This is a genomic window from Microvirga flocculans ATCC BAA-817, from assembly GCF_000518665.1.
Lineage (GTDB): Bacteria > Pseudomonadota > Alphaproteobacteria > Rhizobiales > Beijerinckiaceae > Microvirga > Microvirga flocculans.
In genome coordinates, this window is sequence record NZ_JAEA01000002.1 from 1 (window position 1) to 25117 (window position 25117).

Genomic DNA, 25117 nt, shown 5'->3' on the forward strand with positions numbered 1-25117 from the left:
TCGGTCGTCTCGGTCACACGGCGGATGAGGAACTCGCGGTGCGGGTCGAGCTTGGAATAGCGCCAGCCGCCCTCCGGCTTGGGCGCTAGGCTGCCGGTGTCCCGATAGGCAGCCATCAGCCGGACCACGAAGGCGACCGACACGTCAAAGTGCCGGGCAGCGGCATGACAGGAGTGCCCCGCCTCGACAAAGCGCGCCACGCGGCGGCGAAGGTCCAACGAGTAGGACTTGGTCATCGCTCATCTCCTCCAAAGAGGGCCAAGATGAGTGAATCACGAAGCCGTCACATCGTATAGTCCAAACGATTCCGTCAGAATTGCCCTTGCTCTAGTCCTCAGGCAGGCCTTTCCGTAGAGAGACCCTGCGGACTATGTACGATTATCTTCTCGTCTACTACATGCTGACCTCTGCCGCCGTCCCGGTGACCGCAGCGAACCCGACGGCGAATGTCCTGCCGCGTACGGATGCGTGGGGCCGCGTCGCGGCTGTCAGCGTTCAGGAGCGTTTCGGCAGCCAGGAGCAGTGCCGGCAGCGCATCGAGGCCATTCGGTTCCGGGCCGCTCAGACGAATGTGCCGAGCGAGAGATTCGAGCTCGATTGCCACCCGGTTCCCCGGCCCGGCGCCGTCATTCCCTCGTCAGCGAACTGAGGTCGCGTCGGCCGCCTGCTGCCCGGCGCAATGTTCCCCGCCCAGGCTGGCCTTCGTCCCGCCGGGGCAGTCCGGCTTCGCCAGGACCCATTGGTTTCGCGGGGCGAGAACGCAGTACATGCCGTCGGCCGTGCTGACGTATTCCGGCGGGCAGATGCCGGGATTGCGGATGGAGGCGGCAATGCTGACCACGCAGAAGGCGCCGTTGGGTCGCAGATTGGGCGGGCAGATGCCTTGTCCCTGCATGGACTGAGCCTGCGCGGCGGCCGGAGCAAGGGCGAGGAAGAGGGCCAGGGTAGAGTAAAGGCGCATTCGGGAACTCTAAAGATTAGGCATCCGTTCTTAAACACTCTCCCGGAATTTTGCATCACATTCTATAGAGTTTATCGAATGTTTTTCTCTCAAAGTGTTTTGATTTTTCACAAGAATAAAAATGAAACGAAATAGTATTTAGTATTCATTTAATAATGCAGAATTCGTGCTGAGCAGAGGGGCGGTGGCGCCGGCGCGCAGCCTTTTCTGATCCCCTGCGGGTCTGGATTCCCAGGTGCGACTCCAAGGAACTTTCATCAGCTTGAGCGCAGCGATATGGACTAAAGTATAGGCTGCGCCGGAACGTTTGCGGCCCACGCCTGTTTGTGTGGGCATCTTCAAGCTGAGAGAGGCTGCCCATGATCGTCACGGCTGATGAGGTCAATCGCTCGTTTCGGGGTGCTGTCGATCTCCTCAACAGCAGGGTGGAGGGGCTGAAGTCCTTCGACATGAGCGAGCGGGGCTTCTGGCGCTCCTTCACGGCTCTCTGGCTCACTCTGCCGGCCTATATCGTGTCCCTGGCCGTCGAGCGTCTCCGCCTCGGCCTCCTGCAGCCGGATCGTTCCCTTCTCGGCAATCTCTGGATCGACCTCGTCGTGGCCCTGGGCCACGTGGCTGCTTTCCTTGCCCTGCCTGTGGCGATGATCTGGATCGCCAGGTGGCTTCGGCGCGAGGGGGCCTATGTGCCCTTCGTCATCGTGACGAACTGGATCTCCGTCATCGGCATGCTGGTGCTCTCGGTGCCTGCGCTGCTCATGCTCCTGGGCTGGGCGTCTCCGGGCCTTGCCAGTCTCTTCAGCCTCGCCTTCGCGGTCATCGTCATCCGGCTGCAATGGTTCGCGACAAAGTCGACGATGGGCCTTGCAACCCTGCCTTCCTTGGGCATCGCCATGCTCGGCTTCGGGCTCGATGCCTTCGTCGAGACGGCGATGCGGGGGCTGCTAGGCTAGCTCCGGGTAGTCCACGCCGATGAGGTAGAGGCCCGTCGGCGGGGCCATGGGGCCGCAGCGCCTGCGGTCGCGCGCCTCGAGCGCCGCTCGCACCTCCTCCACCGACCACCGCCCGGCTCCGGCCCGTTCCAGCGTTCCCGTCATCGAGCGTACCTGATGATGCAGGAACGAACGGGCGGAGGCATAGATGCGGATCTCGTCGCCGATCCGCTCCACGTCGAGCCGGTCGAGGGTGCGGATCGGGCTGTTCGCCTGGCATTCCGCCGCCCGGAACGTGGTGAAGTCGTGCCGGCCGACGAGGAGCTGGGCGGCCTCGTGCATGATGTCCGCATCGAGCTTCCAGGCCACGTGCCAGACACGGTTCACATCGAGCGCCGCCGGCGCGCGGCGGTTGAGGATGCGGTAGACGTAATGGCGCTTGATGGCCGAGAGACGGGCATTGAACGCCTCGGGCACGATCTCCGCCGAGAGGATCGCGACGGGCGCGGGCCTCAAATGGGAATTCGTCGCGTCGCGAACCGTGTCCGGCCGCCACTCCTTCTCCAGGTCCACATGCACCACCTGATGGGTGGCATGGACGCCGGAATCCGTGCGGCCCGCACAATGGATGCGCACGGGCGAGCCGGTAAAGCGCGCGATGGCATCCTCGACCGCCTGCTGCACCGAGAGGCCGTTCGTCTGGTGCTGCCAGCCGGTGAAAGGCGTGCCGTCATACTCGACGACAAGCTTGTAGCGAGGCATGTCTAATTCAGCTCTGCAAAGGCTCGGGCATAGGAGACCGGACCGCGGGCATCGTTCCCTTTGTCGGAAAGAGCAAGGGCCTGGAGGTAGGGCCCGTCATAAGGGGTTTCCAGCTTTTCCGCCAGTTTCGGGTCGAATCCGAAGCGGCCGTAATAGCGCGGATCGCCGAGAACGGTGACCAGATCGTACCCGTCGGCGCGCAGCCGATCGAGGCTGTGCTGCACGAGCGTCGTGCCGATGCCCTTGTTCTGGAAAGGGTGCGCGACCGCCAGCGGCGCGAGCACGCAGGCCTTGATGGGGGGCGTTTCGTGCAGGACAAGATGCGAATAGGCGATATGACCGGCCGGCTCCTCGGCATAGGCGACAAGGGAGAGGATCAATTCCCGGTCGCTCTCCATGTTTCGCACGAGGTCCGCCTCGGCCGACTGCCCGAAGGCGGCGGCGTAGATCGCATAAATCGCCGGCCAGTCGGTGGTTTCCTCAAGGCGGATCGTCATGGCGGCCCTCACCCGAATCGGGCGCCCGGTACAAGCCTCACGCCGCGCAGGAATTCCTCGGAAGCCACGAGGCCCTTGCCGGCGCGCTGAACCTGAATCAGGCGGACGGCTCCATCGCCACAGGATATCGTACCATTGGCGTCGAGCAATGTCCCTGCGGAACCGGAGCCAGTCCCCAGGGCTGACCGCAGCACCTTCACGCGCTCCTGTCCCTTGCCGAAATCGGCGGTGAAGTAGGCGCCGGGGAAGGGGGAGAGCCCGCGGATATGGTCGTGCACCGCCTGCGCGGGCTTCGACCAGTCGATCAGGGCATCCTCGTTCTTGAGCTTGTGGGCATAGGTCACGCCCTCTTCGGGCTGGGGCGTGAAGTTCAGCCCGCCACGGGAAAGGGCGGCCAGCGCCCGCACCATCAGGTCGGCGCCGAGCACCATCAGCCTGTCGTGCAGCTCACCCGCATTCATGTCGGGCGCGATCGCTACCCGCTCGACCATGGCGACGGGGCCCGTATCCAGGCCCTCTTCCATCTTCATCACGGCGACGCCGGTCTCCCTGTCGCCGGCCATGATGGCGCGCTGGATCGGGGCCGCGCCGCGCCAGCGGGGCAGCAGGGAGGCGTGCAGGTTGAGGCAGCCGAGTTCCGGCGCCTCGAGAATCGCCTTCGGCAGAAGCATTCCATAGGCGACCACCACGGCCGCGTCCGCCCGATGGCTGCGGAAGGTTTCGACGGCCTCTTCGGTGCGCAGGGTCTTGGGCGTCAGCACGGGCAGGCCGAACCGCTCCGCCATCGCGTGCACTGGGGAGGGCTTGAGCTCCATGCCGCGCCCGGCGGCGGCGGGCGGGCGGGTATAGACGGCCACGACCTCATGGCCCTGGCCGACGATCTCGGCGAGGGTGGGCACGGCGAAATCCGGCGTGCCCATGAAGACGACGCGCAGGCTCATGCGCCTGCCTCGCGGCGGGCGGCCTTCCTGAACTTGGTCAGGACCCGGTCGCGCTTGAGCTTCGACAGGTAGTCGATGAAGAGAACCCCGTTCAGATGGTCGATCTCGTGCTGCACGCAGGTGGCCAGCAGACCGTCCGCCTCCTGCTCGACTGTCTCGCCCTGCAGGGTCATGTAGCGGAAGCGTACACGGTCCGGCCGCTCGACCTCCTCGTAATATTCGGGGATCGACAGGCAGCCCTCCTCGTAGACGCGCCTCTCCTCCGAGGCCCAGACGATCTCGGGGTTGATGAGCACCATCGGCTGGCGCTCCTCCTCGGATTTCGACACGTCCATGGTCACCATCCGGACCGGAACGCCGATCTGGATGGCTGCGAGGCCCACGCCCGGGGCGTCGTACATGGTTTCCAGCATGTCCTCCGCCAGCTGGCGGATCTCGCTCGTGATTTCCTTAACGGGCTCGGAAATCAGGCGGAGCTTGGAATCGGGAATGATGACGAGGGGTCTGATGCTCATGATCGCGGGAGATAAGCACTTGCGGGAGGATGGTCAAATCGTTCGTCTTATGTTCGGATGCGTCCGTCAACCGGAACTTATGCTCCATGAATGAAGTCGTCCTCGTCCTCGGCCAGCTCTCCATCACCCTGGGGCAGGCCGTCATGGGGACGGCCGGGGTGAGCCTGTTCCTGCTTCTCCTCGTGACCCTGCTGCTCCTGCGCACCCGCCGGGAGCGGGCGATGGAAGCCGCCATCGCGGACGAGCGGGCGCGGGAAATGGACGACAAGGTGGCCGAACTCACCCGGATTCAAGCCGAGATGACGGGCCGGATGCGGACCATGGCGGAGGTGTTCGGCTCCCGCCAGAGCGATTTCGCGCGGATGATCTCGGAGCGGATCGACGGGCTCCAGCATCGCGTCGGCCAGGGGCTCGAGGCCTCCACCCGCCACCAGACCGAGAACCTCTCCAAGCTGAACGAGCGGCTCGCCGTCATCGATGCGGCCCAGCAGAACCTGACGAACCTCACGGGCGAGATCGTCGGGCTGAAGGACATTCTCGCCAACAAGCAGAGCCGCGGCGCCTACGGGCAGGGGCGGATGGAGGCGATCATCCGCGACGGGCTGCCGCCCAGCGCCTTCGCGTTCCAGGCCACCCTGTCCAACCGCACGCGGCCCGATTGCCTCGTGCGCCTGCCGGGGGACGAGCGCGGCCTCGTGATCGACGCCAAGTTTCCGCTGGAGGGGTTCACCCAGTTCCGCGAGGCCAAGGGAGAGGAAGCCCGGAGCCGTGCGGCGGCGCGCGTGCGCAACGACATGCTCCTCCATGTGAAGGACGTGGCGGAGAAATACCTGATCCCCGGTGAGACGCAGGACATCGCGATGCTGTTCGTCCCGGCGGAGTCGATCTATGCGGACCTCGCCGAGCATTTCGACGATGTGGTGCAGAAGGCCCATCGTGCCCGCGTCGTCATCGTCTCGCCTTCGCTTCTCACCCTCGCGATCCAGGTCATGCAGGCGCTCGTGCGCGATGCGCGCATCCGGGAGGAGGCGCGCGTGATCCAGGTCGAGGTGCAGAAGCTTCTGGAGGACGTGGAGCGGCTGGATACCCGGGTCGCGAAGCTCGATGCGCATTTCCGGCAGGCGCAGGAAGACGTGTCCCAGATCAGAGTGTCCACGGACAAGATCGTGAAGCGCGGCCAGAAGATCGAAACCCTCGAGTTCGACGAGGGCGATGCGCAGGCCCAGGCCGAACTGCTGCGCCTTCAGGGGCGCAATCTCCGCGCCGTGGATTAGGAACCGCCTTCCGCCAGCGACGTTCTCCCCCAGGCCGGGCGACGCGCCTCCCAACAATGGCGTTCGCATTCCGGCATATCTCAAAACACGGGAAGGATTGCGCTATGGGCCTTTTGTCGAAGGACATCAAGTCGTTGGACGACCTCTTCATTCACACCCTGCAGGACATCTATTACGCCGAGCAGCAGATCACGAAGGCGCTGCCCGAGATGATCGAACAGGTGAGCGATCCGCAGCTGAAGCAGGCGTTCCAGACCCACCTCGGCGAGACCAAGCAGCAGATCCAGATGGTCGAGCAGGTGTTTCGCATGCACGGTCACGATCCGAAGGGCGTGACCTGTCCGGCGATCGACGGCATCATCGACGAGGCACAGGACATTGCCGGCGACATCGACGATCCGCAGGTTCTCGATGCTGCCCTGCTCGCCGCGGCTCAGGCCGTTGAGCACTACGAGATCACCCGCTACGGCACGCTCGTCGCCTGGGCGAAGCAGCTCGGCCGCGAGGATTGCGCCGGAGTCCTGCACCAGATCCTGGATCAGGAAAAGGCGACCGACCAGAAGCTCAACAGGATCGCCGAGAGCAAGATCAACACGAAGGCCGCGTAAGGCCTTCGCATGTCTGAAACGGGAATGGCCTCCGAAGGGAGGCCATTTCTTTGCGTAGTGCCGCGCTATTTCGCAGGCAGCGCGTAAGCCTTCAAAAAATCCGCCAGATCGTTGGTGATGTAGTCGATGTCCGGCGTCTTCACCGCTTCCTGCTCGAAATCCTCGCGGAAGGGGTCCAAGGTTTTCGGAACGATCAGGGTCGTGGTCATGCCGAGCTCGTGCGGAACTGTAAGATTCTTGGCGATATCCTCGAACATGGCCGCGCGTGACGGCTCCACGCCGTGCTTGTCGAGAAAGACCTCGTAGGCGCGACGGTCGGGCTTGGGTACGAAGTTGGAAGCGGCGATGTCGAACACGTCCTCGAAATGGTCAAGGATACCGATCTTTCTCGCCACGTTTTCCGCATGCTTGCGGGAGCCGTTGGTGAGGATGAGCTTGCGTCCCGGCAGCCGCTCGATCGCATCGCCCAGGTTATGGTTCAGCTCGATATCCGTGTGGTCGATGTCATGCGCGAAATCGAGGAAATCGTGCGGGTCGATATTGTGCTCTTCGATCAGCGCCCGCAGGGTCGTGCCGTATTTGTGATAGAAGAATTTCTGCAGCGCCCGCGCGGAGAGGCCGTCGAGGCCGAAAAGCTCCGCGATGTACAACGTGATCCGCTCGTCGATCTGCGGCCAGATCCGCGAGGTGTGCGGATAGAGCGTATTGTCCAGGTCGAAGATCCACGTCTCCACATGCGAGAAGGAGCGGGAATCGGTGGCGGACAGGTGGCTCTCGAGGGCAGGTTTTGCGTTCATGATCTCAAAGACGACAATGGGGCCGTGCGGCCCCACCGACAAATATATAAGTGCTCCGGCCCCGTTCGGGAAGGGATTTAACCCCTCCGGATCATCGTGCCCGCGCCGTGATCGGTGAACAGCTCGAGCAGCACCGCGTGCGGCACCTTGCCGTCCAGGATCACCACCGCCTCCACGCCCCGCTCCAGGGCATAGATGCAGGTCTCGATCTTGGGGATCATGCCGTCGGTGATGGTGCCGTCGGCGATCAGGCGGCGGCAATCCTCGATGGTCATGTCGGGGATGAGGTTCTTGTTCTTGTCGAGAACGCCCGGAACGTCGGTCAGGAGCAGAAGCCGCTTGGCCGTCATCGCGCCGGCGATGGCGCCGGCAAAAGTATCCGCATTGACGTTGTAGGTCTGGCCGTCATGGCCTGTGGCCACGGGCGCGAGAACCGGGATCAGTTCGGCCTTGAGCACCTGGTCCAGAACCTCCCGGTTCACGTGCTCGGGCTCCCCGACGAAGCCGAGATCCACCACCTTCTCGATGTTGGAATCCGGGTCGACCGCCGTGCGGGTGATCTTACGGGCCGTGACCATGTTGCCGTCCTTGCCGGACAGGCCCACCGCCTTGCCGCCTTCGGCGCCGATCCAACCGACGATCTGCTTGTTGATGGAGCCCGCGAGCACCATCTCGACGATCTCGACCGTCGCCGAATCCGTGACGCGCAGGCCGCCCCTGAACTCGGACTTGATGCCGAGCTTGTCCAGCATCCTGCCGATCTGGGGACCGCCGCCATGGACGACGATGGGCTTGATTCCGGCCTGCTCGAGCAGGACCACATCCTCCGCGAAATCCTCGGCGGCCGCGCGGTCGCCCATGGCATGCCCGCCATACTTGATCACCACGACCTGCTGGTCGTAGCGCTGCATGTGCGGCAGGGCCTGCACGAGCACTTCGGCCTGCACATGGACGTCGGGGAGGGGAGTGGACGGATCGGACATGGACGGCTCCGGCGCGGTCATCGGGATCGAACGGCCTGCGTTCTAGCCTAGGTCCGGCGCGATGGAAACCGGTATGATGGCACCTGGAATATCCGCCATGCCGGTTCGCCTCGAAAGCGACGCTGCCGGGCAAAAGCGAAAAGGGCCGCCGAAGGCGGCCCTTCCGGGTCAGATGATGAAGAAGTCTTTCGCAGTTATCTTCAAATTCTTGTCGAGATCGGCGAATTTGACTGCCTTGCGGGAGCCGGAGCCGTCCGCATCGTAATAGAGATCGCCAGCCTTCTTGTCGTAGATGATCCGGTCGTTCTTGTCGTGCGCTTTCGAGCCGGTCCAGAAGGCATCCTTCTTGAGCCCGCCCTTTTTGCCGATCTTCGAAAAGATCGCTTTGGACAGGCCAATCGTGTCGCTCTTCGTTTCGAAGTCGTCGAGGTTGACGGCCTTCTTGGGGTTCAGCTTGTCATCGACAAGGTAAAACTCGCCATCTTCCAGAATGCCGTATTGGCCGGAGGAGGAAAAATTGGCGAAGTGGATGACTTCGACGTTCTTGAACTTGCCGAAGTCGAAGCTGGCAAGATCAGCCACATTGTACATGACAAAAGCAGTGTCGCGGCCGCCATTTATAGCTTCAATAACGGTGCTGTTGATGCTCTCAACATAGTACTTGTCGTCGCCTGTGCCGCCTTCGAGGGTGTCGCTGCCGGCGAGATCATGAAGCGTGTCATCGCCGCCGAGGCCCATCAAGTGATTGTCGCCTGCATTGCCCGACAATTCATTGTCTAAGGCATTGCCTGTTCCATTGATGCTCTCATAGCTTTCAAAAACAGTGCGTCCTGAACCCCCGAGGCCTAGCTTTTCCACGTTCTCCGGTAGCACGTAGCTGACACGCGACAGGATAAAATCCGTGCCGCCGTTTGCTGTCTCGACGACGACGTCCCCAGCATCGTCGATATTATAGGAATCGTCCCCGGCGCCACCGATTAGTCGGTCCGCTCCGGTCCCGCCCCAAAGAAAGTCGTCGCCTGCCCCTCCATCGAGGGTGTCCTGACCGGCGCCTCCATTCAAATCGTTGTTTAAAGTGCTGCCGGTAATATAATTGTCGAGGTCATTGCCATTAACGTGTACACTATAAAAAGGAGCAATACCTTTGTAAATCGCATCCAAGAGCTGATTTAACGTATCGTATCCGACCATATTATTGTATTCAGATACGGTATATTTAACTTCTGCTTGCTGAAGAGTATAGTAAGTGAAGTAGTAGTTTAGCATCGGAAGCCCCTTATGGATTTTTCTCCTACTATATAACGTTTCAATAATTGTCAATTCCTCATTGCTTTGAGGATGAGCAGGCGCATATTCCTTTGCAAACCAAGAGGCTTGAGTGCTGCAGGCGAAATCTTGGGGCGTTCAAGTGTTCAGCGGTTTAGCAAACTTGACACGCCGATCATCACCCAGCCGATCATCAGCAGAATGCCCCCCGTGGGCGCAGCCCTGGGGAATAGGGCCATGCCCGAAAAGGCCCGACGGGAGAGGTCGCCGCAGAACAGCGCGAGCCCAAGGACGATGACGTAGCCGGCGATCTGCGCCAGCAGCGGATGGACCGCGCCGGCAGCGATCAGGGCCGCGAGGGCGAGAAGCGCGGGAGCATGGAAGAGCAGGAACTGCGCCGCCGTTGTGAGGCTGCCGCCCGTGACATGGGCCGCGGCGGCGGAGAGGCCGACGCCGAGGAGGCCCGACAGGGAGGCGAGAACGATCAGGATCCGGGCGGCGAGCGTCATCCGGCGCCCCTTTCGTTCAGGAGCCGGGCGATTCCCGCCCGCAATTCGGGAATCCCGAAGCCCGTGCGGCTCGACGTAGGCAGGATCTCCGGGAAGGCGGCGGCGCGCTTTTCGATCTTGTGCAGGGTATCGGCCATGCACTTCTCCAGCTCGCCCTTCTTCAGCTCATCCGCCTTGGTGAGGACGATCTGATAGGAGACGGCGGCCGTGCCGAGAGTCTCCAGCACGGCCTCGTCCACGGGCTTGATGCCATGGCGGGCGTCGATCAGCACATAGACGCGGGCGAGGCTCGCCCGGCCCCGCAGGTAATCGTGGATCAGCTGCGTCCAGGCCGCGACCTTCTGCTTGTCGACGGCGGCATAGCCGTAGCCGGGCATGTCGACGAGGTGGAAGCGGTCGTTGACGTTGAAGAAGTTGAGCTGCTGGGTCCGGCCCGGCGTGTGCGAGGTGCGGGCGAGCGTGTTGCGGCCGGTCAGGGCGTTCACGAGGCTCGACTTGCCGACATTGGAGCGCCCGGCAAAGGCGATCTCCACCTTGCTCATGGGCGGCAGGTTCTTCAGGGAATTGGCGGCCCAGATGAAGTCGGCATGGCCCGCAAAGAGCTTGCGGCCGGTTTCGAGGAGCGGATCGGTATCCTGATGGGGAGGGGTTGTCTCGGTCATGGGGCTCTTATCGGCGCTCGGGACACTTTCTTCAAGGGCCGGCGGCTAGACCGTTCCTGCGGGCGTAAAAGGGCTCACCGCCAGAAGGGATCGGCCTTGGCCAGCGCGATCGCGGCAGCCTCGCTGGCATCGAGCAGCTTCCGCCGCTGCCGCTCCATGCGTTCCGGCGAGGTCTCCGGGAGAAACCGGGTGAGGGAACCGCCGACCGTGAGATCGTTCAGCTCGCCCAGCGTCTCCTGCAGATCCTCCAGGATCCCGGCCATCTCCTTGCTGCGCTTCCGGGCCTTCGTCGAGGAGAAGAGCGGAGCGAAAAATTCGGTTCCGTAGCGCAGCTTCTTGATCCGGATGCGCAATCCGTGGCGTTCCGCGTCGCTGAGCGCCCGCAGATGCTCGCCCAGCTTGCGGATGCGCTTGAACCGGCGGGACAGCTCGTCCGACGCGAAATCCCGGACCGGGTGCTTGCGGGCTTTCCGCATCGCCTTCCGGTCCGAGACCGTCCAGGCTCCGGCCTCGATCCAGGCGGCGGTCTGCAGAATGACGTCCATGAACCGGCGGGAATGGAGGGTTTCCAGGAGTTCCTCATAGGCCCGGGCCCGCTGTCGCTCCACAGCCCCGGCCTGAGAGGGACCGTCCCCCGACGCCTCCGTGGAGCGGATCCGGGCGAGGAGAACATCGAGATCGCGGGCGGCTCCCAGCGTCTGGCCGGCCCAGCGGAGATCGCTCCTGACCGCATCGCTTTCCGGGTCGGACAGCAGGTGTTTCCCGAACAGGGAGACAGCAGCCCTTAAGCGCCGCAGGCCCACGCGCATCTGGTGCAGGGCCGCGGGGTCCTGGGTCTGACGCACGAGCACTTCGTTGCGAACCGCCTGGGACAGGCAGGACCGGGCGATGGCCTTGAACGCCTCGGCGCAGGTCGCGTCCTTCGCCAATGCGACCGGCTCCGCCCGAACGGGAGATGCAGGCTGAGTCTCAAGGAGGCGGTAGCCGCGTTCCGATTTCGCCATGGTCGACAGGCGCAAGGGGGCGCTCTCGCTTAAGCAGCGGGCGAGGCCGAAGAGAGCGGCGGCATCGCCCTGCCGCAGTTCCAGCTCGACTTCCGAGAAGGCCGCTGTCTTGTCGCCCCCGATGGCCCGAGCGTTGTCGAGCGCCACCTCGATCAGGGCGCCGTCGAACTCCATCTCAAAAGCCCTCCGGTCCGTTTCGACGGTGAAGGCAGGCTTGATGTCCGCGCGCAAAGCTTCGTCCGACAAAAGCTTTTCGAGAGGGGTGCCGGCTGCGGCTGTCAGGTCGAGCGCGCCATCGACGGGAGTTTCCCACTCGCCGCGCTCCAGGGCGAGGCCCCGGTGGCGGCCCTCGGCCTTGATCGTCTGGATCGCGCCGTCTTTCCTTCGGCGAATGCGCAGGCTGATGCCTTTCCGCTTCAGGGCCCGGTCGCCGGTGTCGAAATAGGTCGCGTGGAACTGCCCTCCCTGCTCGGGCAAGGGCCGCGCCTTGGCGAGAAGGGGATGCGCGAGAAGAGCGTCGGCCGTGCCCGACGCGAGTTCCATCTTCAGCTCGACCTCGCGGGGCTGGGTTTTCGATGCGGAATTCCGCTTCGACTGTTTTCCGTAGGCACGCATGACCTGTCACCGGCTCGCCTCGCCGATGATCATATAGATGCGCAGGGATGGGAGGAAATGCCCTCGCTCGAGCCGGGGCTTTCCCAAAAGAAAATCCCCGGGGCGAAGCCCGGGGATGATCATGGCTGCTGTTGCTCGGCTTCAGCCCTTGGCGGGGCTTGCCTTGCGGCTGAAGGTCTTGCGCAGGTTGTCCCAGAGCTCGATCTTCACGCCGTTGCGCCGCATGATGAAGGCCTGCTGCGTCACGGAGAGCAGATTGTTCCAGGCCCAGTAGATCACGAGACCGGCGGGGAACGAGCCCAGCATGAAGGTGAAGATCACCGGCATCCAGGAGAAGACCTGCTTCTGGACCGGGTCCGGCGGCTCCGGATTCATCTTCATCTGGAGCCACATGGTGATTCCCATGAGGATCGGCCACACGCCGAGCATGAGGAAGTGGCCGATCACCGGCACGGCGCCCGGGTTGTAGGGCAGAAGGCCGAACAGGTTGAAGATCGAGGTCGGATCGGGCGCGGCGAGGTCGCGGATCCAGCCGAAGAACGGCGCATGGCGCATTTCGATGGTGACGAAAAGTACCTTGTAGAGCGCGAAGAACACCGGGATCTGGATCAGCACCGGCCAGCAGCCGGCGACCGGGTTGATCTTCTCCTTGCGATAAAGCTCCATCAGCGCCTGCTGCTGCTTCATCTTGTCGTCGGCATAGCGCTCGCGGATCGAGGTCATCTCCGGCTGCACCGCCTTCATCTTCGCCATGGAGGCGTAGGACTTGTTGGCGAGCGGGAAGAACAGGATCTTCAGGATCACGGTCACCAGCAGGATCGCGATGCCGAAATTGCCGAACAGCTTGTAGAAGAAGTCCAGCACCATGAAGAGATGTTTGGTGATGAAGTAGAACCAGCCCCAATCGATGAGGCGGTCGAAGCGGTCGATGTTCAGCGAGCTCTGATAGGCATCAATCGTCGCCACCTCTTTCGCGCCGGCGAAGAGATGCTGTGTGACATTGAATGAGCCGCCCGGCTGGACCGTCTGCGCCGCGACCTGGGTCACTGCATTGTACGTGCGGCCCGCCTGGCTCTGCTGCGAGGCGAAGGTGCCCTGATAGGGCGTCGCCTGATCGGGGATGATCGCAGCCGCCCAGTACTTGTCGGTAATACCGAGGAAACCGCCCTTCACACCGTCCCACGTCTTTTGTGAGACATTGGAACCTGCAACCGGAGTTTCTTTGTCCAGAGCGTCGTACTTGATCTCCTGGAGACCGTTCTCGCCGACGACGCCGATCATGCCCTCGTGAAGCACGTAGTAGCCGAGCGTCACCGGCTTGCCATGGCGCGAAACGAGGCCGTAGGCCTGCAGGGACACGGGCGCGGAGCCGCGGTTCTCGACCGTGTCCTTGACCGTGAACATGAATTTCTCGTCGACCGAAACGGTGCGCTGGAAGACCAGTCCCTGGTCGTTCTGCCAGGTCAGGGTGACCGGGCTGCCGGGCGTCAGGGACGTCTTGTCGGCGGTCCACACCGTATTGGGGCCGGGCAGGCTCCCGGCCTGAGCGCCGACCCAGCCGAACTCCGCATAATAGGGATTCTGCGTCCCGGCCGGCGACAGAAGCACGATGTTCGCGCTCTTGGGATCGACGGTCTCGCGGTAGTTCTTCAGCGCCACGTCGTCGATGCGGCCGCCGCGCAGGTTGATCGAGCCCGAAATCGCGGGGGTGTCGATGGCGACGCGCGGCGAGCGTGCAAGAGCCGCCTCGCGGGTCTCGACGGCGGGTGCCGCCGGCGTGCTCGGAACGGTTCCCGGTACGGTCGGGGCCGCGCCGCCTGCTTGGCTCGGGCTCGCAGGCGGGTTCGGCGCCGTCGGGTTGGCCTGCGTGGATTGCTGCTGCTGGGCGGCCTGCCGCTGCTTTTCGGCCTGGGGAGCCGCAAAGAAATATTGCCAGCCTAGCAAGACCGCCAGCGACAGCGCGATGGCGACGATGAGATTTTTGTTATCTTCACGCATGGGAATGTCCGCGACGCTCGCCGTTGAGAGGTGAGGAGGGGAGGTGACGTTCTGCGGGGGGCGCGCTTTTGGGCTTGGTGACAGCTCGCAGCGCGCGCCGGAGATCGTCGATGAGCACACCGAAATCGGCGGAGAGAATATCGCGCCGTCCGATGACGACCACATCCGCTTCGATTGGGGCGAAATCCTGGCCTGCCTGGGCAATGGCGGCCCGCAGCCGGCGCTTGATCCGGTTGCGCTCCGTGGCGTGGCCAACCCGCTTCGTGACCGTGAGCCCGAAGCGCAGGCCGAGGCCTGAGCCTTCGCGCAATCGAGCCTGAACCGTCATCCGCTCGGTATGAAAGCGGCGGCCGGAGGCCGCCGCGACGAAGTCAGGTCTTTTCGTCAGACGCCCGAGGCTCGACGCTGCGCGATGTTCGCGCATCGGGCTGTCCTTAAGGGCTGCTTACGCCGAGAGGCGCTTGCGGCCATGGGCGCGGCGAGCGGCAATGACCTTGCGGCCACCCTTGGTCGCCATGCGCGCACGGAAGCCGTGGCGGCGCTTGCGAACCAGCTTGCTCGGTTGATACGTCCTCTTCACGGCACATCTCCGGTCGAATGGGGCAGCGGTGCTCGAAGGCTCGCGCCCGTCTGGTTTAGGATGGGGTTTCCCCCGAAACTGTCTCGAAAAAACGATCAGCGCCCCGAGAAGAGCGCTGTCAGCTTGCGGGCTTATGAAGGAATGGAGGGGCAAAGTCAACGCCGCTCTGCCTCCGATGCGGCAATCGGGCCTCTCCTTACCAAGCCGTGACGGACCGGCCGGGTGGGCTGCCGCAGGCCCGTCAAGCCGCATGCGGTGCCCGAAGGGCATGTGCCGGAGGATAGAGCCGTTTCCACTGGCGTGGAATCGCCCCTTTTCTTTAGCAGGCCGCATTTCTCACGGCGAACCGGTCCGCTTCGCGGAAAATGCTCCAGCAGGCGAATCGCCAGGGCCGGTACCGGGCCATGGATCGGCCGATCCTGTCGGCGGACGGGGAGCCGCAGAGTAATGGTTTCCGATTGCGCAGGGTTGGTCTATCCCTACCCCGCTATCTCCGAGGGGACGAAGGGCACGGCGGTGGCGTTCCCGAAGCCGCCGGCCCAGGATCCTGGGCGCGGCGCCCGTTTTCCCGGTATGCCGTTTGGAATGAGGCCGAATGAGTCGTGAGCCAACCACCTTTGCAGGGCGTATCCTGAGCCGGTTCGGGCTCTCCGCGCGCCTGCTGCTGCTCACGGCGCTCTTCGTGATGATCGCGGAAGTGCTCATCTACGTTCCTTCCATCGCCAATTTCCGGCTCACATGGCTGAACGACCGTCTGGCCGCAGCGCAGATCGCGGCCATGGTTCTGGATGCCGCACCCGAGGAGAGCCTGTCGGAAGAGCTGGAAATGCGGCTTCTCCAGGGGGTCGGGGCCCGGGCCATCGCGCTCCGGGGCGGGGGGCGCCGAAGCCTCCTGGCGGCGGGCGACATGCCCCCCGAGGTGAGCAAGACCGTCGATCTGCGGGATGCCCAGAGGATGGTTCTGGTCAAGGACGCCTTCGATGTGCTGTTCAATCCGGCCGACAAGCCGATCCGGGTGATCGGCTCGGGCATGGGGGTGGAGTTCGTCGAGATGATCCTCGACCAGCGCCCCCTGCGCCATGCCATGATCGAGTTCTCCCGCAACATCCTGTTCCTGTCGCTCTTCATCTCCATCATCACGGCCGGGTTCGTCTATCTGACCCTGCAATGGGTGATCGTGCGCCCCGTGCGCCGCCTCACCGGCAACATCGCGGAGTTTTCCAGCCATCCGGAGGATGCCTCGCGGGTCATCCAGCCGACGGACAGGGGCGACGAGATCGGTCTGGCCGAGCAGGCCCTAGCCCGCATGGAAATGACCCTGGCCGACGAGCTGCGCCAGAAGCGGCGTCTCGCCCAGCTCGGGCTCGCGGTCAGCAAGATCAACCACGAGCTCCGCAACATGCTCACCACCGCCCAGCTGCTGACGGACCGCCTGGACAATGTCAGCGACGAATCCGTGCAGCGCATCGCGCCGAGGCTGGTCAACACCCTCGACCGGGCCATCGCCTTCTGCGAGACGACCCTGGCCTATGGCCGGGCGACCGAGCCCCTGCCGCAGAGGCGGCTCATCCCCCTGGCTCCCCTGATCGGCGAGCTGTCGAACCTGACCGACCTCGCGCCCGAGGTCGGCATCGCCTTCGAGGCCGAGGTGGCCCCGGACCTGACGATCGATGCCGATCCGGACCAGCTCTCCCGGGTGCTCGTCAACGTGGTCCGCAATGCGGTCCAGGCCCTGAGCCAGACAGGCTCCCCGGAAGGCAAGCCCCGCATCGACATCTCCGCCCATCGGGAGGGCGGCACGGTTATTATCCTCATCAAGGACAACGGCCCTGGCATCCCGGAGCGGGCCAAGGCGAACCTCTTCACGCCTTTCCAGGGCTCGGCCCAGAAAGGCGGCACGGGCCTCGGCCTGCCGATCGCGGCGGAGCTCGTCCAGCTCCACGGAGGAACCATCACCCTCGACGAGCGCCAGGGGCGGACCTGCTTCAGGATCGCGATCCCGGACCGGATGTCCCCTGCAGATGCAAACTGAGGCTTTCCGCAAAACTTCCGCACAAGAGGCTTGCCAACCGCGTCGGATCCCTTTATGTCACCGGCCTCGGCAGACGTTGCTTCCCGCAACGGCCGGCAGGCGCCCGTAGCTCAGCTGGATAGAGCACCAGACTACGAATCTGGGGGTCAGAGGTTCGAATCCTTTCGGGCGCGCCATTTCTTCACATGACATCGACAAGCGAATGAAGGTTCGAAGACGCGTTCCTGCGCTCCGAAGCCTTCTGGCAATGCAATTCGAAGAATTCTACCGGATCATACTTCTGCGGCCGGAGTGACGCCGAGATCGCTGAGCTTGGCGCGGACCTCCGAAACGGGCCGTTTGAGCTTCAGACTGATTACGGAAACCGGTATTCCCTCCCTTGCGAGGGCCAGGAGGGCTTGAACGGTCTCGTAGGTCCAGAAGCTTCCGTCGGCATTCATGGTCGGTGCCTCCCTTCCCAAAAAGGCAAGCGTCGCCTTCAAGTGAGGCGAGATCATGAAAAATCGACCTGGAAAAATCGGCTTGGGAAAATCTCCAGCGCAACCTTAGCCGAGGATGTGCGTTCCCTGTGGAGGCAACACAGACAGGGACCACATCATGAGCATTCTCTGGACCATCATCATCGGCTTCGTTGCTGGCTTGATCGCCAAATGGATCATGCCAGGCCCGAACGAGCCGTCGGGCTTCATCATGACGACGATCCTGGGTATCGTAGGAGCCGTCGTCGCAACCTATCTCGGGCAGGCTCTGGGCTGGTACCGGGCCGATGAGGGAGCCGGTTTCATTGGTGCCATCGTCGGAGCGATCGTCGTGCTTTTCATCTACGGTCTGATCGTCGGACGCCGTTCGAGCACCACCTACTAAGTATGTCACGCCTGCGAGCGTGATGAAGGGGCCACGACTTCGTCGGTGGCCCTTCTTTCTTTTTAGCCGTCGTAGCCGACACGGCCCTGCTCGTGCGAGCCCATCAGGGCCGCCTTGACGGGGCACTGACCCACATAGCCGCGCCAGGCAAGGAACGATCCGCCTGCCAGGGCCAGGACGTTCAAGAATGGATTGGGCCGCGGCTTGGCGGCAGCCGCGGCAAGGCCGAGTCCGGCCAGCATGTAGAGGGTGCGTTCGGCCGTGGTGAGGTTGGCTTTTCCGTTCATCAAAGATCCGGCCTTTGCGGACATCATGTTCGACACATCGGTTCTCCTGATTGTCTTTGCGCGATCACCTTGGCCGAACGCGATGCCAAGCAGTGTTGTTCCGCATCCGCCGGCAAGCGCATCGGCGCGAGGAACCTGTAACCTTGGCCATCGTTGAGTCCACGCTTCAACAAAGGAGACGTGACGATGCCAGCCAAAGAGAAGACCTTGAACGACTTGTTCCTTCATACGCTGAAGGATGTTCTCTATGCCGAAAAGCAGATCTTGAAATCGCTGCCGAAGATGGCCAAGGCTGCGGAATCGCAGGAGCTGAAGCAGGCCTTTGAGACCCACCGCGAAGAAACGGAAGGGCAGATCGAGCGGCTGGAGAAGGTCTTTGCGATGCTGGACAAGCCCGCTCGCGGCGTGCAGTGCGAGGCCATCAACGGCATCATCGAAGAGGGCAAGGAAGTCATGGAGGATTTCGCCGAGAGCGTGGCTCTCGATGCGGGCATTCTCGCAGCCGCGCAGGCTGTGGAGCATTACGAGATCACGCGTTACGGCACGCTCAAGACCTGGGCCGAGGAACTCGGAATGCACGATGTCGCGAAGCTTCTCGACGAAACCCTTCAGGAAGAGAAGAAGACCGATCAGCTCCTGACCAAGCTCGCTGAAGCGCGCGTCAACATCAAGGCCGCATGACATAAGCTTACGCACGAAGAGCCCCGCGCGCTCACAAGCGCGGGGCTTCGTCTCAGCTCCCGGCGGCTGGCGAAATCAATGCCGGTTTTTGCTGCAAGGGAGAACCTCCGTTTCCAGGACGAGGCGCATGGCGCCCGAGGGCGTAATCTCCAGCGACGCCTTCATCGTGTCCGGATTTTCGACCAGATGCATGAAGGCCAGGAGCCTCAGCCGCACGATCCGGGGCAGTTTCTCCAGGCATTGCGAGAGGGTTTCCGAAACTCCGTTGATCATTTCTTCCTGCACGAAGGAGGAGAGAGGCGCGTTCTCGTCAGGCTGCGACATGCGGCACCTTTTTCTGCACATGCGGGCTGGTTCCGTGAAAGAGGCAGGGGCCGCGCAAGCCGGCCAATCGGCGGACGTGCTGGAGGCTTTCTGTCGAGATCTGGATGGCGGCTGCAAGGCAGGGCTGGCCTTCGATCGTCGTGGGTAGCCCAAGAGGACGAACCTTGAAGCCCGCCTGGTGCCAGCGGGGCAGCCACCACATTTCGACCACGGCAGTGACCTCGGTGATGCCTTCCTCGAGGCAGAATTCCTGGAAGGCCGCCAGCAGGCGGCAATCCGTGCGTCCCGTGCGGCGCTCCTTGACGATGAAATACCGCGTGCATTCGAAGATGGTCGGACCGGCAAGAATGGCTTTGTCCCTGATGAGGGAAGCGAAGGACTCGCTGATCATATGGGGCAGAAGCGTCGGATAAAGCCGCAATCCGCCGATGACGCGTTCGTTGTCGAGAGCGATCAGATAGGTTGCGTGATCGTTGTCATAGGCGTCCACGTCGCGTCCGTCGGGACGCTCGATGTCACGCCATCCTCGTTCCCCAACGAAAACGTCGTGCCTCAGGCGAAAGTATTCTTCGAGAACCTCCTCATAATTCGCCTTGTTGTGTTTGGTGATGACGTGAATCGAGGTCATCCCTCATGCCCTCCGTTTTGCCGGAGAGCAGTCTCCACGCGGGGGCGTGTTTGAGTATTGTAGAAAATTACAGGTGTCGAAGCGTCACATCTCGATCAGGCGATGGTGGAGTGCGCGGGCCACGGCATGGGTCTTGTTGGCGGCGTTGAGCTTGATGCAGGCGCTGCTGATATGAGCCGTGATGGTTCTCTCCGTCACGCCCAGGATTTCCCCCGTATCTGCCGCCGATTTGCCGAGGGCCGCCCAACGCAGCGACTCCTGCTCGCGGGCGGTGAGGGGGTTGGGGCGCGGGGAGGGGGCCAGGATGAGCCGGGCGCGCTCGAAGGCATACATGGTCATGAGGTGAAGCGCGGGCTTTGTCTGGGGCGTCAGCTCCAGGGCGGAGCCGCTCATGGACAGGCAGGCCTCGAAGCCATTCAGCCCATGAATGGGGAGACAGTAGCCCTGCCGCATGCCGAATTCCTCGGCTTCCCGCATGATTTCGGCGCCTTTCGGATTCGTTTCCGGGTCGTAGCGGGCCTCGCTCCATTCGAAGGGCTGAACGGTCTGGCGGCACAGGCGAATGATCGGATCGTGGCGGTCGTAGCCGTTGTGCGTGTAGCGACGGTACCAGTCGATAGGCCATTTCTTGAGCAGGACGAGGCTTTCGATCCGCTGGTCCGGGTGCGGCAGCCCGGTCATGATGAAGTTCTCGAACCCGAACCGGGCAAAGGACCGCTCCATGGCATCGATGATGTCCTGAGGCGTGGTCAGGCGGTCAAGGTCTTCAATGAATTCAAAGGCTTCTGCCGTATGGTCAAGGCGGCGTCCGCTCACAAGCATCTCCCTGACTTTCAACCTTTGGCTTAATGATATAAGCATGCTACTAAAAGTTTTTACAACCGCATAGAGACTGTTTTTGATCCTAAGAGGCAGGAGCGGCTTTTGCAGAAGAAGTCCCCCAACGAGACTGACAAGCATATCGGCAGCCGGGTTCGCGCCCGGCGGATCATGCTCGGGATGAGCCAGGAAAAGCTCGCGGATGCCTTGGGTCTCACCTTTCAGCAGATCCAGAAATACGAAAAGGGCGTGAACCGTATCGGCGCGAGCCGCCTGCTCCAGATGTCGGGAATTCTGGACGTGAGCATCGAGTTCTTCTTCGAAGGGCTTCCGGGACTGCGCGAGAAAGGCTTCCCGGATAGCGGCGTCATGGCCGATTTCCTGATGAAGCCTGAAAGCGACCGGCTGGTCCGGGGCTTCCTGCGCCTCAAGGATGACGACATTCGCCGGAAGGTGGCCGACCTCGTGGACTGGCTCGCCTCAAACCAGCATCCCTGAATTCCTGACGTTCCGGGCTTCCAGGCCCCTTCGGAACCCCCCGCGCTTCAGATGGTTACCCCCTCACGATTGAGAGAGGTTGACCATGGGCGTGGGACAGCAAGACACCAGCAGGCAGCATGACGACGGCAGCGAGGATTGGGATGCGCTGAAGGGCGATGTCGGCGAGATCGCCAGCGCGGCCGTGGAGCGCAGCCGTTACTTCATCGATTCCGCGCGCGAGCAGGCGACAGACTACGTCGATCGCCGCAAGGACGATATTGCGCAGTCGGTCGCCGATTTCGCCACCTCCTTACGCGAATCCACGCATTCCTTCGATGAGCGGCCCAACATCCGCGCCGTCGTCGACAGCGCCGCCGAGGGATTGGACCATCTGGCGGATTCGATCCGCGAGCGGACCTTCGCCGATTTCTTCAACGACTTCGAGGATGTGGTGCGCCGCCGTCCGGCAACCGTGGCCGCCGTGTCGGTCGCCGTGGGTTTTCTCGCCGCGCGCTTCATCAAGAGCACGGCCGAGGATCTTCGCCACGCCGACAGGGCGCAAACCGGCCGGCCGCGGACGCGCCAGGGCCAAGGCGCGCGCGGCAGCGCCTGACGGAGGTTTTCATGCAAGGCAACAACCAGACCATACAGGGTCTTGTGGGTGAGGCGCTGCGGGAATCCACCGATCTCGCGCAGAAGGAATTCACGCTCTTCAAGACCGAAATCTCCCAGAACATGCGCACCCTTTTCATAGGGCTCGCGATGGTGGTCGTCGCAGCAATCTTCGCGATCGCAGCCGTCATGCTGCTGACCGAGTCCCTGGTGAAGTGGCTGGCGACGATCGTCGATTCCGAAGCGCTCGCGGCGCTCATCGTCGGTGGGTCCCTCGCAGTGATCGCCATCGGCCTCGGGCTTTGGGGTCGCAGCGCCGTGACGGCATCTTCGCTCGCGCCGCAGAGGACCATGCGTTCGCTGAAGCGCGATGCGGAAGTCCTGTCGGAGAGAGGTGCATGATGACGTCGCAAAGCCTTCAGGACCTGGAGCAGGATATCGAGCGCAGCCGCGCACAACTCGACCGGACCATCGATCGCCTCCAGGACAAGATGACGGTCTCCGGCGTCGTCGACGACATGCTCGGGACGGCGCGCAGCAGCCAGTATGGACCGCTTTACGACACGGTCCTGGAAACCGTCAGACGCAACCCGGTTCCGGTCATGCTGATCGCCATGGGCATCGGGCTTCTCGCCTATCGCCTGGGCCGGCCGCATCGTGCCGCGCGCCCGGAAAGACTGATCGCCGCGGATGAGGACCTCATCACGGAAGAACATCTTCTGATGGAAGAGGAGGATCCGCGCCTCTACGGGACGGAAGCGAACTCCCGGCATACGCCCGAGACCATGGTCGATCGTCCCCGCATGAACTCCCGCTATTGATGGATTGAACAGGAGAGATATATGGCCAACACCAAGAACGAGCCCGGCAAGCAGGGCGGTACCGAGACCGGCACGGCCGGCAAGGTTTCCGCGGGCACCTCTGTCGGCAATATCGGCGAGGCTCCGATGCCTCACGCGCAGAACCAGAAACACGCACAGGCAGCCGGTGCGTCCGCAGGCAGCGGTCAGTCCAGGGGCTCGCCGTCCGGTCAGTCGACGCAGCAGAGCGCTCAGGGGCAGGCGGGTTCGGTGAGCGATAAAGCTCAGCAGGCCACCGAGGAACTGCGCCATCGCGCCGAGGATGCCTATGAAGGCGCTTCCGAATGGGCGCGGGATACATATGAGCGGGCCTCCGACTGGGCGTCCGAGACCTACGATCAACAGCGCCGCCGGATGGGCCATATGCGCGGCCGTTCCGCACGGGCTTACGGGCAGGCACGCCATACCCTGCAGGAATATGTAGCCGAGAACCCGATGGTGGTCGGGCTGGTCGGATTGGCCGCAGGGCTCGTCCTCGGAGCGCTGCTGCCGCGCACCCGCCGGGAGAACGAGATGTTCGGCGAATGGGCGGACGAAGTGCGCAACCAAGGGCTTCGTTACGCACGCGACGCGGCCAGTCGCGGCCGGGAATACGTCGAGGAAACGTTCAGCGGAGACGAGGCGCAATTCAGTCGCCACGAGAGCGAGCTCGGCGGTCAGCGCGGCGCCGGCAGGCATTAGTCCGCTTTCGCGGACCCGGCTTTCCGGCGCTGAGCCTCATCTGTCCGGGTCAGCGATGCTGTAAAGCAGAAGACTTCACATCGAAAGAAAGCGCCGGTTCTCACCGGCGCTTTCTTTATAAGGCCATCCCGCCGAGTGTCTCGCCAGAAAAAGCAACGGCCACGGCGAAATGATGTGCGTACATCCGGCATCACCATTTCGGCATCGTGACCGCTTCTGGCGAAACAGTGACGCCAGACTGAGCCTGAGATGGGGGTGCATCGGTGCCTTTGCAAGAGGTGAAGGAATTTCTTAACGCTAAACCCGCAAAACTTCTGTGCGCACAGTGAAGACCAGGAACGACGTGGATGCGAGTTTGTTGGCCCTGTGCAGGGACGAACTTTCCTATTCCTGCAAACGAGAGGTTTGAGCGAGGGTCCTGCTCAAGGACCGGTCGGAGGAGTTGTAATGCGTATCCTGATCTTGGAAGACGATCCGGCGATTGCTTTCGACCTTCAAGCCATTCTCGAAGGGGAGGGGCATGAAATCGTCGATTCAGTCAGTTCACTGGCAGAAGTTTACGAGCATATCGACGACGACCTCGATTGCGCCTTGCTCGACATCGACGTGGTCGGCGGGAAAAGTTTCGGCGTGGCCGAGATGCTTATGGAGCGCCATATTCCTTTCGCCTTCGTGTCGGCATCCAATCCATCCGATCTGCCCTGCAATCTCCAGGAGGCGGCTTTCGTTGCAAAGCCTTTCGAGGAAAGGGCGCTTCTCCGGGCCGTCATGGACATTGCGCCCCATCAGTTCCCTTGCTAGAGCCTCGATCCCAAAGATGGGTCTGCACAAGGAACCGTTCCGATGTGCGGACCATCCGAGGGCCGGGAGGCCCGTCATTCTGCGGGGCTTAATCCTTCATCATGCAAGACGTCCGGTTCGGCTTCTGCTGCAAGTACATTCCTGAGGACGGCTCGGTGGAGGCCGCCCGGGCAATGAATACGACCACGGTGACGATGGCTCACTTGGGCCGTCTGACGCCGAAGGCCGCGTATGACAAGCTCGCCTCCGTCGTGGCGCACAACCTGGATGCCTTTCGGCTCCAGATCGCGCATGTGGCCGGGCGGCCGAGGCTCGAGCGCCTGCATCGTCTCTCAAGCGATCTTCTGCCCGGCTATACGCATCCCGGCAGCCAGGATTACTATCGCGATCCGGACCTGCGCCGCCTGATCGAAACGAAGCTGGCGGAAGCAGGACAGCTCGCGCGCGACAAGGATGTGCGGCTCAGCATGCATCCCGGCCAGTTCTGCGTGATCGCATCCGCCAATCCATCCGCCGCAGCCAACGGCATCGCGGAATTCGAGTATCATGCGCAGGTCATGGCGCTCATGGGCTATGGGGAGGGCTGGCATCCCCACGGCGCCCACATCAACATCCATGGCGGCGCGAAAGCCATGGGCGCCGAGGGAATCCGGCGCGGGCTCGATGCTTTGTCGGAAACGGCGCGGAACCTGATCACGATGGAGAATGACGAGGTCAGCTTCGGGCTCGACGACCTCCTGCCTCTCGTGGACCACGTGCCCATCGTGCTCGACCTCCATCATCATTGGATCATGAGCCAGGGCGAGTATATCGAGCCGGAAGACCCCAGAATCCGGCTCATCGTCGCATCCTGGCGCGGAGTGAGGCCGGTGAGCCATGTGAGCGTCTCCCGGGAGGACCTGCTGTCCGGGCATGACGTCCGGACGCTTCCGAGCTTCAAGACCCTCGTCGAAGCAGGCCTCAAGCCGAAGGACCTGCGCGCCCATTCCGATCTCATGTGGAACGAGGCGGTCAACGATCTGGTGATGCGTCACCTCGCCTGGTCGGATTTCGAGATCGAGGCCAAGCTGAAGAACCTCGCCACCGAGGGGCTGGCTCGCCACGTTGAAAAACGGCAGGGCGTTCTTCTTACACAATAACGTACCAA

Annotated in this window: 34 protein-coding genes and 1 tRNA gene; 15 read left to right on the plus strand and 20 right to left on the minus strand. The window is 62.8% G+C overall.

The window, feature by feature from the left end:
* A partial coding sequence (locus L879_RS0102930; RefSeq protein ID WP_027314805.1) for an IS630 transposase-related protein occupies positions 1–236 on the minus strand: 236 nt, incomplete at its 3' end.
* A 134-nt stretch (positions 237–370) separates the two neighbouring features.
* On the opposite strand from L879_RS0102930, the gene L879_RS0102935 reads away from it, so the two are divergent.
* Positions 371–649 carry a hypothetical protein gene (locus tag L879_RS0102935; protein ID WP_027314806.1) on the plus strand — a complete coding sequence of 93 codons (279 nt, stop codon included), beginning with the start codon at positions 371–373 and terminating at the stop codon, positions 647–649.
* On the opposite strand, the gene L879_RS0102940 is transcribed toward L879_RS0102935, so the two are convergent.
* Entirely contained in the window at positions 638–961 is a 324-nt protein-coding gene (locus L879_RS0102940; RefSeq protein ID WP_027314807.1) for a hypothetical protein, read from the minus strand. The two genes, L879_RS0102935 and L879_RS0102940, sit on opposite strands and share 12 nt — an antisense overlap.
* Positions 962–1320: 359 nt before the next feature.
* Between L879_RS0102940 and L879_RS0102945 the strand changes: the two genes are divergently transcribed.
* On the plus strand, positions 1321–1911 hold the full coding sequence (locus L879_RS0102945) for a hypothetical protein (RefSeq protein ID WP_027314808.1): 591 nt from the start codon (positions 1321–1323) through the stop codon (positions 1909–1911).
* On the opposite strand, the gene truA is transcribed toward L879_RS0102945, so the two are convergent.
* The 4 genes from truA to def are packed head-to-tail and all read right to left on the minus strand — an operon-like array spanning position 1903 to position 4605.
* Positions 1903–2652, minus strand: a complete 750-nt coding sequence (truA, locus tag L879_RS0102950; RefSeq protein ID WP_027314809.1) for a tRNA pseudouridine(38-40) synthase TruA — start codon at positions 2650–2652, stop codon at positions 1903–1905. The two genes, L879_RS0102945 and truA, sit on opposite strands and share 9 nt — an antisense overlap.
* Before the next feature lie 2 nt (positions 2653–2654).
* Entirely contained in the window at positions 2655–3149 is a 495-nt protein-coding gene (locus tag L879_RS0102955; protein ID WP_027314810.1) for a GNAT family N-acetyltransferase, read from the minus strand.
* Between the two features lie 8 nt (positions 3150–3157).
* The gene (gene fmt / locus L879_RS0102960; RefSeq protein ID WP_183501313.1) at positions 3158–4090 is read right to left on the minus strand and encodes a methionyl-tRNA formyltransferase; all 933 of its coding nucleotides are present in this window, start codon (positions 4088–4090) and stop codon (positions 3158–3160) included.
* Entirely contained in the window at positions 4087–4605 is a 519-nt protein-coding gene (gene def / locus L879_RS0102965; RefSeq protein ID WP_027314812.1) for a peptide deformylase, read from the minus strand. The genes fmt and def overlap by 4 nt, the downstream gene beginning before the upstream one ends.
* Before the next feature lie 86 nt (positions 4606–4691).
* On the opposite strand from def, the gene L879_RS0102970 reads away from it, so the two are divergent.
* Both L879_RS0102970 and L879_RS0102975 read left to right on the plus strand, forming a co-directional pair.
* Entirely contained in the window at positions 4692–5879 is a 1188-nt protein-coding gene (locus L879_RS0102970; protein WP_027314813.1) for a DNA recombination protein RmuC, read from the plus strand.
* A 104-nt stretch (positions 5880–5983) separates the two neighbouring features.
* On the plus strand, positions 5984–6487 hold the full coding sequence (locus L879_RS0102975) for a YciE/YciF ferroxidase family protein (RefSeq protein ID WP_027314814.1): 504 nt from the start codon (positions 5984–5986) through the stop codon (positions 6485–6487).
* A 65-nt stretch (positions 6488–6552) separates the two neighbouring features.
* On the opposite strand, the gene L879_RS0102980 is transcribed toward L879_RS0102975, so the two are convergent.
* The 9 genes from L879_RS0102980 to rpmH all read right to left on the minus strand — a co-directional run bounded on the left by L879_RS0102980 (position 6553) and on the right by rpmH (position 14901).
* On the minus strand, positions 6553–7284 hold the full coding sequence (locus tag L879_RS0102980; RefSeq protein ID WP_035458568.1) for a pyrimidine 5'-nucleotidase: 732 nt from the start codon (positions 7282–7284) through the stop codon (positions 6553–6555).
* A 77-nt stretch (positions 7285–7361) separates the two neighbouring features.
* Positions 7362–8267, minus strand: a complete 906-nt coding sequence (gene argB, locus L879_RS0102985) for an acetylglutamate kinase (protein ID WP_027314816.1) — start codon at positions 8265–8267, stop codon at positions 7362–7364.
* Positions 8268–8435: 168 nt separating this feature from the next.
* Positions 8436–9533 carry a calcium-binding protein gene (locus L879_RS23485; protein WP_154664061.1) on the minus strand — a complete coding sequence of 366 codons (1098 nt, stop codon included), beginning with the start codon at positions 9531–9533 and terminating at the stop codon, positions 8436–8438.
* A gap of 146 nt (positions 9534–9679) precedes the next feature.
* The gene (locus tag L879_RS0102995; RefSeq protein ID WP_027314818.1) at positions 9680–10042 is read right to left on the minus strand and encodes a DUF423 domain-containing protein; all 363 of its coding nucleotides are present in this window, start codon (positions 10040–10042) and stop codon (positions 9680–9682) included.
* Positions 10039–10704, minus strand: a complete 666-nt coding sequence (yihA, locus tag L879_RS0103000; protein WP_027314819.1) for a ribosome biogenesis GTP-binding protein YihA/YsxC — start codon at positions 10702–10704, stop codon at positions 10039–10041. The genes L879_RS0102995 and yihA overlap by 4 nt, the downstream gene beginning before the upstream one ends.
* Before the next feature lie 74 nt (positions 10705–10778).
* A complete protein-coding gene (locus L879_RS0103005) occupies positions 10779–12323 on the minus strand; it encodes a CYTH and CHAD domain-containing protein (RefSeq protein WP_051434999.1) in 1545 nt (514 codons plus the stop codon).
* A gap of 141 nt (positions 12324–12464) precedes the next feature.
* Positions 12465–14321: a membrane protein insertase YidC gene (gene yidC / locus L879_RS0103015; RefSeq protein WP_027314821.1), complete on the minus strand. Its 1857-nt coding sequence runs from the start codon at positions 14319–14321 to the stop codon at positions 12465–12467.
* A complete protein-coding gene (gene rnpA, locus L879_RS20195) occupies positions 14314–14745 on the minus strand; it encodes a ribonuclease P protein component (RefSeq protein WP_035458571.1) in 432 nt (143 codons plus the stop codon). The genes yidC and rnpA overlap by 8 nt, the downstream gene beginning before the upstream one ends.
* A 21-nt stretch (positions 14746–14766) precedes the next feature.
* Positions 14767–14901, minus strand: coding sequence for a 50S ribosomal protein L34 (gene rpmH / locus L879_RS0103025; RefSeq protein WP_027314822.1), 135 nt, complete (start codon positions 14899–14901; stop codon positions 14767–14769).
* A 595-nt stretch (positions 14902–15496) separates the two neighbouring features.
* Between rpmH and L879_RS0103030 the strand changes: the two genes are divergently transcribed.
* On the plus strand, positions 15497–16933 hold the full coding sequence (locus L879_RS0103030; RefSeq protein WP_027314823.1) for a sensor histidine kinase: 1437 nt from the start codon (positions 15497–15499) through the stop codon (positions 16931–16933).
* A gap of 99 nt (positions 16934–17032) precedes the next feature.
* A tRNA-Arg gene (locus tag L879_RS0103035) sits at positions 17033–17109 on the plus strand.
* A 96-nt stretch (positions 17110–17205) separates the two neighbouring features.
* On the opposite strand, the gene L879_RS23920 is transcribed toward L879_RS0103035, so the two are convergent.
* Positions 17206–17373 (minus strand): hypothetical protein, encoded by a 168-nt coding sequence (locus L879_RS23920; protein ID WP_169732740.1) that lies wholly within the window; start codon positions 17371–17373, stop codon positions 17206–17208.
* 157 nt (positions 17374–17530) lie between these two features.
* Here L879_RS23920 and L879_RS0103045 point away from each other — a divergent pair, with 157 nt between their 5' ends.
* A complete protein-coding gene (locus L879_RS0103045; RefSeq protein ID WP_027314824.1) occupies positions 17531–17797 on the plus strand; it encodes a GlsB/YeaQ/YmgE family stress response membrane protein in 267 nt (88 codons plus the stop codon).
* A gap of 62 nt (positions 17798–17859) precedes the next feature.
* On the opposite strand, the gene L879_RS0103050 is transcribed toward L879_RS0103045, so the two are convergent.
* The gene (locus L879_RS0103050; RefSeq protein ID WP_245265160.1) at positions 17860–18084 is read right to left on the minus strand and encodes a YgaP-like transmembrane domain; all 225 of its coding nucleotides are present in this window, start codon (positions 18082–18084) and stop codon (positions 17860–17862) included.
* A 186-nt stretch (positions 18085–18270) separates the two neighbouring features.
* Here L879_RS0103050 and L879_RS0103055 point away from each other — a divergent pair, with 186 nt between their 5' ends.
* Positions 18271–18765 carry a YciE/YciF ferroxidase family protein gene (locus L879_RS0103055; RefSeq protein WP_027314826.1) on the plus strand — a complete coding sequence of 165 codons (495 nt, stop codon included), beginning with the start codon at positions 18271–18273 and terminating at the stop codon, positions 18763–18765.
* A 75-nt stretch (positions 18766–18840) separates the two neighbouring features.
* Here the strand turns inward: L879_RS0103055 and L879_RS0103060 are convergent, their stop codons facing one another.
* The 3 genes from L879_RS0103060 to L879_RS0103070 form a co-directional block, all read right to left on the minus strand.
* A complete protein-coding gene (locus tag L879_RS0103060; protein WP_027314827.1) occupies positions 18841–19089 on the minus strand; it encodes a hypothetical protein in 249 nt (82 codons plus the stop codon).
* Complete coding sequence (locus L879_RS0103065; protein WP_027314828.1) at positions 19076–19717, minus strand: acyl-homoserine-lactone synthase; 642 nt, start codon at positions 19715–19717, stop codon at positions 19076–19078. Before L879_RS0103065 ends, L879_RS0103060 begins: the two co-directional genes overlap by 14 nt.
* Positions 19718–19801: 84 nt before the next feature.
* Positions 19802–20533 carry a helix-turn-helix transcriptional regulator gene (locus L879_RS0103070; protein WP_027314829.1) on the minus strand — a complete coding sequence of 244 codons (732 nt, stop codon included), beginning with the start codon at positions 20531–20533 and terminating at the stop codon, positions 19802–19804.
* Positions 20534–20641: 108 nt separating this feature from the next.
* Between L879_RS0103070 and L879_RS0103075 the strand changes: the two genes are divergently transcribed.
* From L879_RS0103075 to L879_RS0103105, 7 genes are all read left to right on the plus strand, one after another.
* Positions 20642–21034: a helix-turn-helix domain-containing protein gene (locus L879_RS0103075; RefSeq protein WP_027314830.1), complete on the plus strand. Its 393-nt coding sequence runs from the start codon at positions 20642–20644 to the stop codon at positions 21032–21034.
* Between the two features lie 85 nt (positions 21035–21119).
* Positions 21120–21629, plus strand: a complete 510-nt coding sequence (locus tag L879_RS20205; RefSeq protein WP_051435000.1) for a hypothetical protein — start codon at positions 21120–21122, stop codon at positions 21627–21629.
* Between the two features lie 11 nt (positions 21630–21640).
* Entirely contained in the window at positions 21641–22030 is a 390-nt protein-coding gene (locus tag L879_RS0103085; RefSeq protein WP_027314831.1) for a phage holin family protein, read from the plus strand.
* Positions 22027–22449 (plus strand): DUF3618 domain-containing protein, encoded by a 423-nt coding sequence (locus L879_RS22530; protein ID WP_051435001.1) that lies wholly within the window; start codon positions 22027–22029, stop codon positions 22447–22449. The genes L879_RS0103085 and L879_RS22530 overlap by 4 nt, the downstream gene beginning before the upstream one ends.
* Positions 22450–22470: 21 nt before the next feature.
* The gene (locus tag L879_RS20215) at positions 22471–23169 is read left to right on the plus strand and encodes a hypothetical protein (protein ID WP_051435002.1); all 699 of its coding nucleotides are present in this window, start codon (positions 22471–22473) and stop codon (positions 23167–23169) included.
* 405 nt (positions 23170–23574) lie between these two features.
* Positions 23575–23970: a response regulator gene (locus tag L879_RS20220; RefSeq protein ID WP_210163803.1), complete on the plus strand. Its 396-nt coding sequence runs from the start codon at positions 23575–23577 to the stop codon at positions 23968–23970.
* 101 nt (positions 23971–24071) lie between these two features.
* Positions 24072–25109 (plus strand): UV damage endonuclease UvsE, encoded by a 1038-nt coding sequence (locus tag L879_RS0103105; RefSeq protein WP_027314832.1) that lies wholly within the window; start codon positions 24072–24074, stop codon positions 25107–25109.
* The last annotated feature ends 8 nt before the right edge of the window (positions 25110–25117 follow it).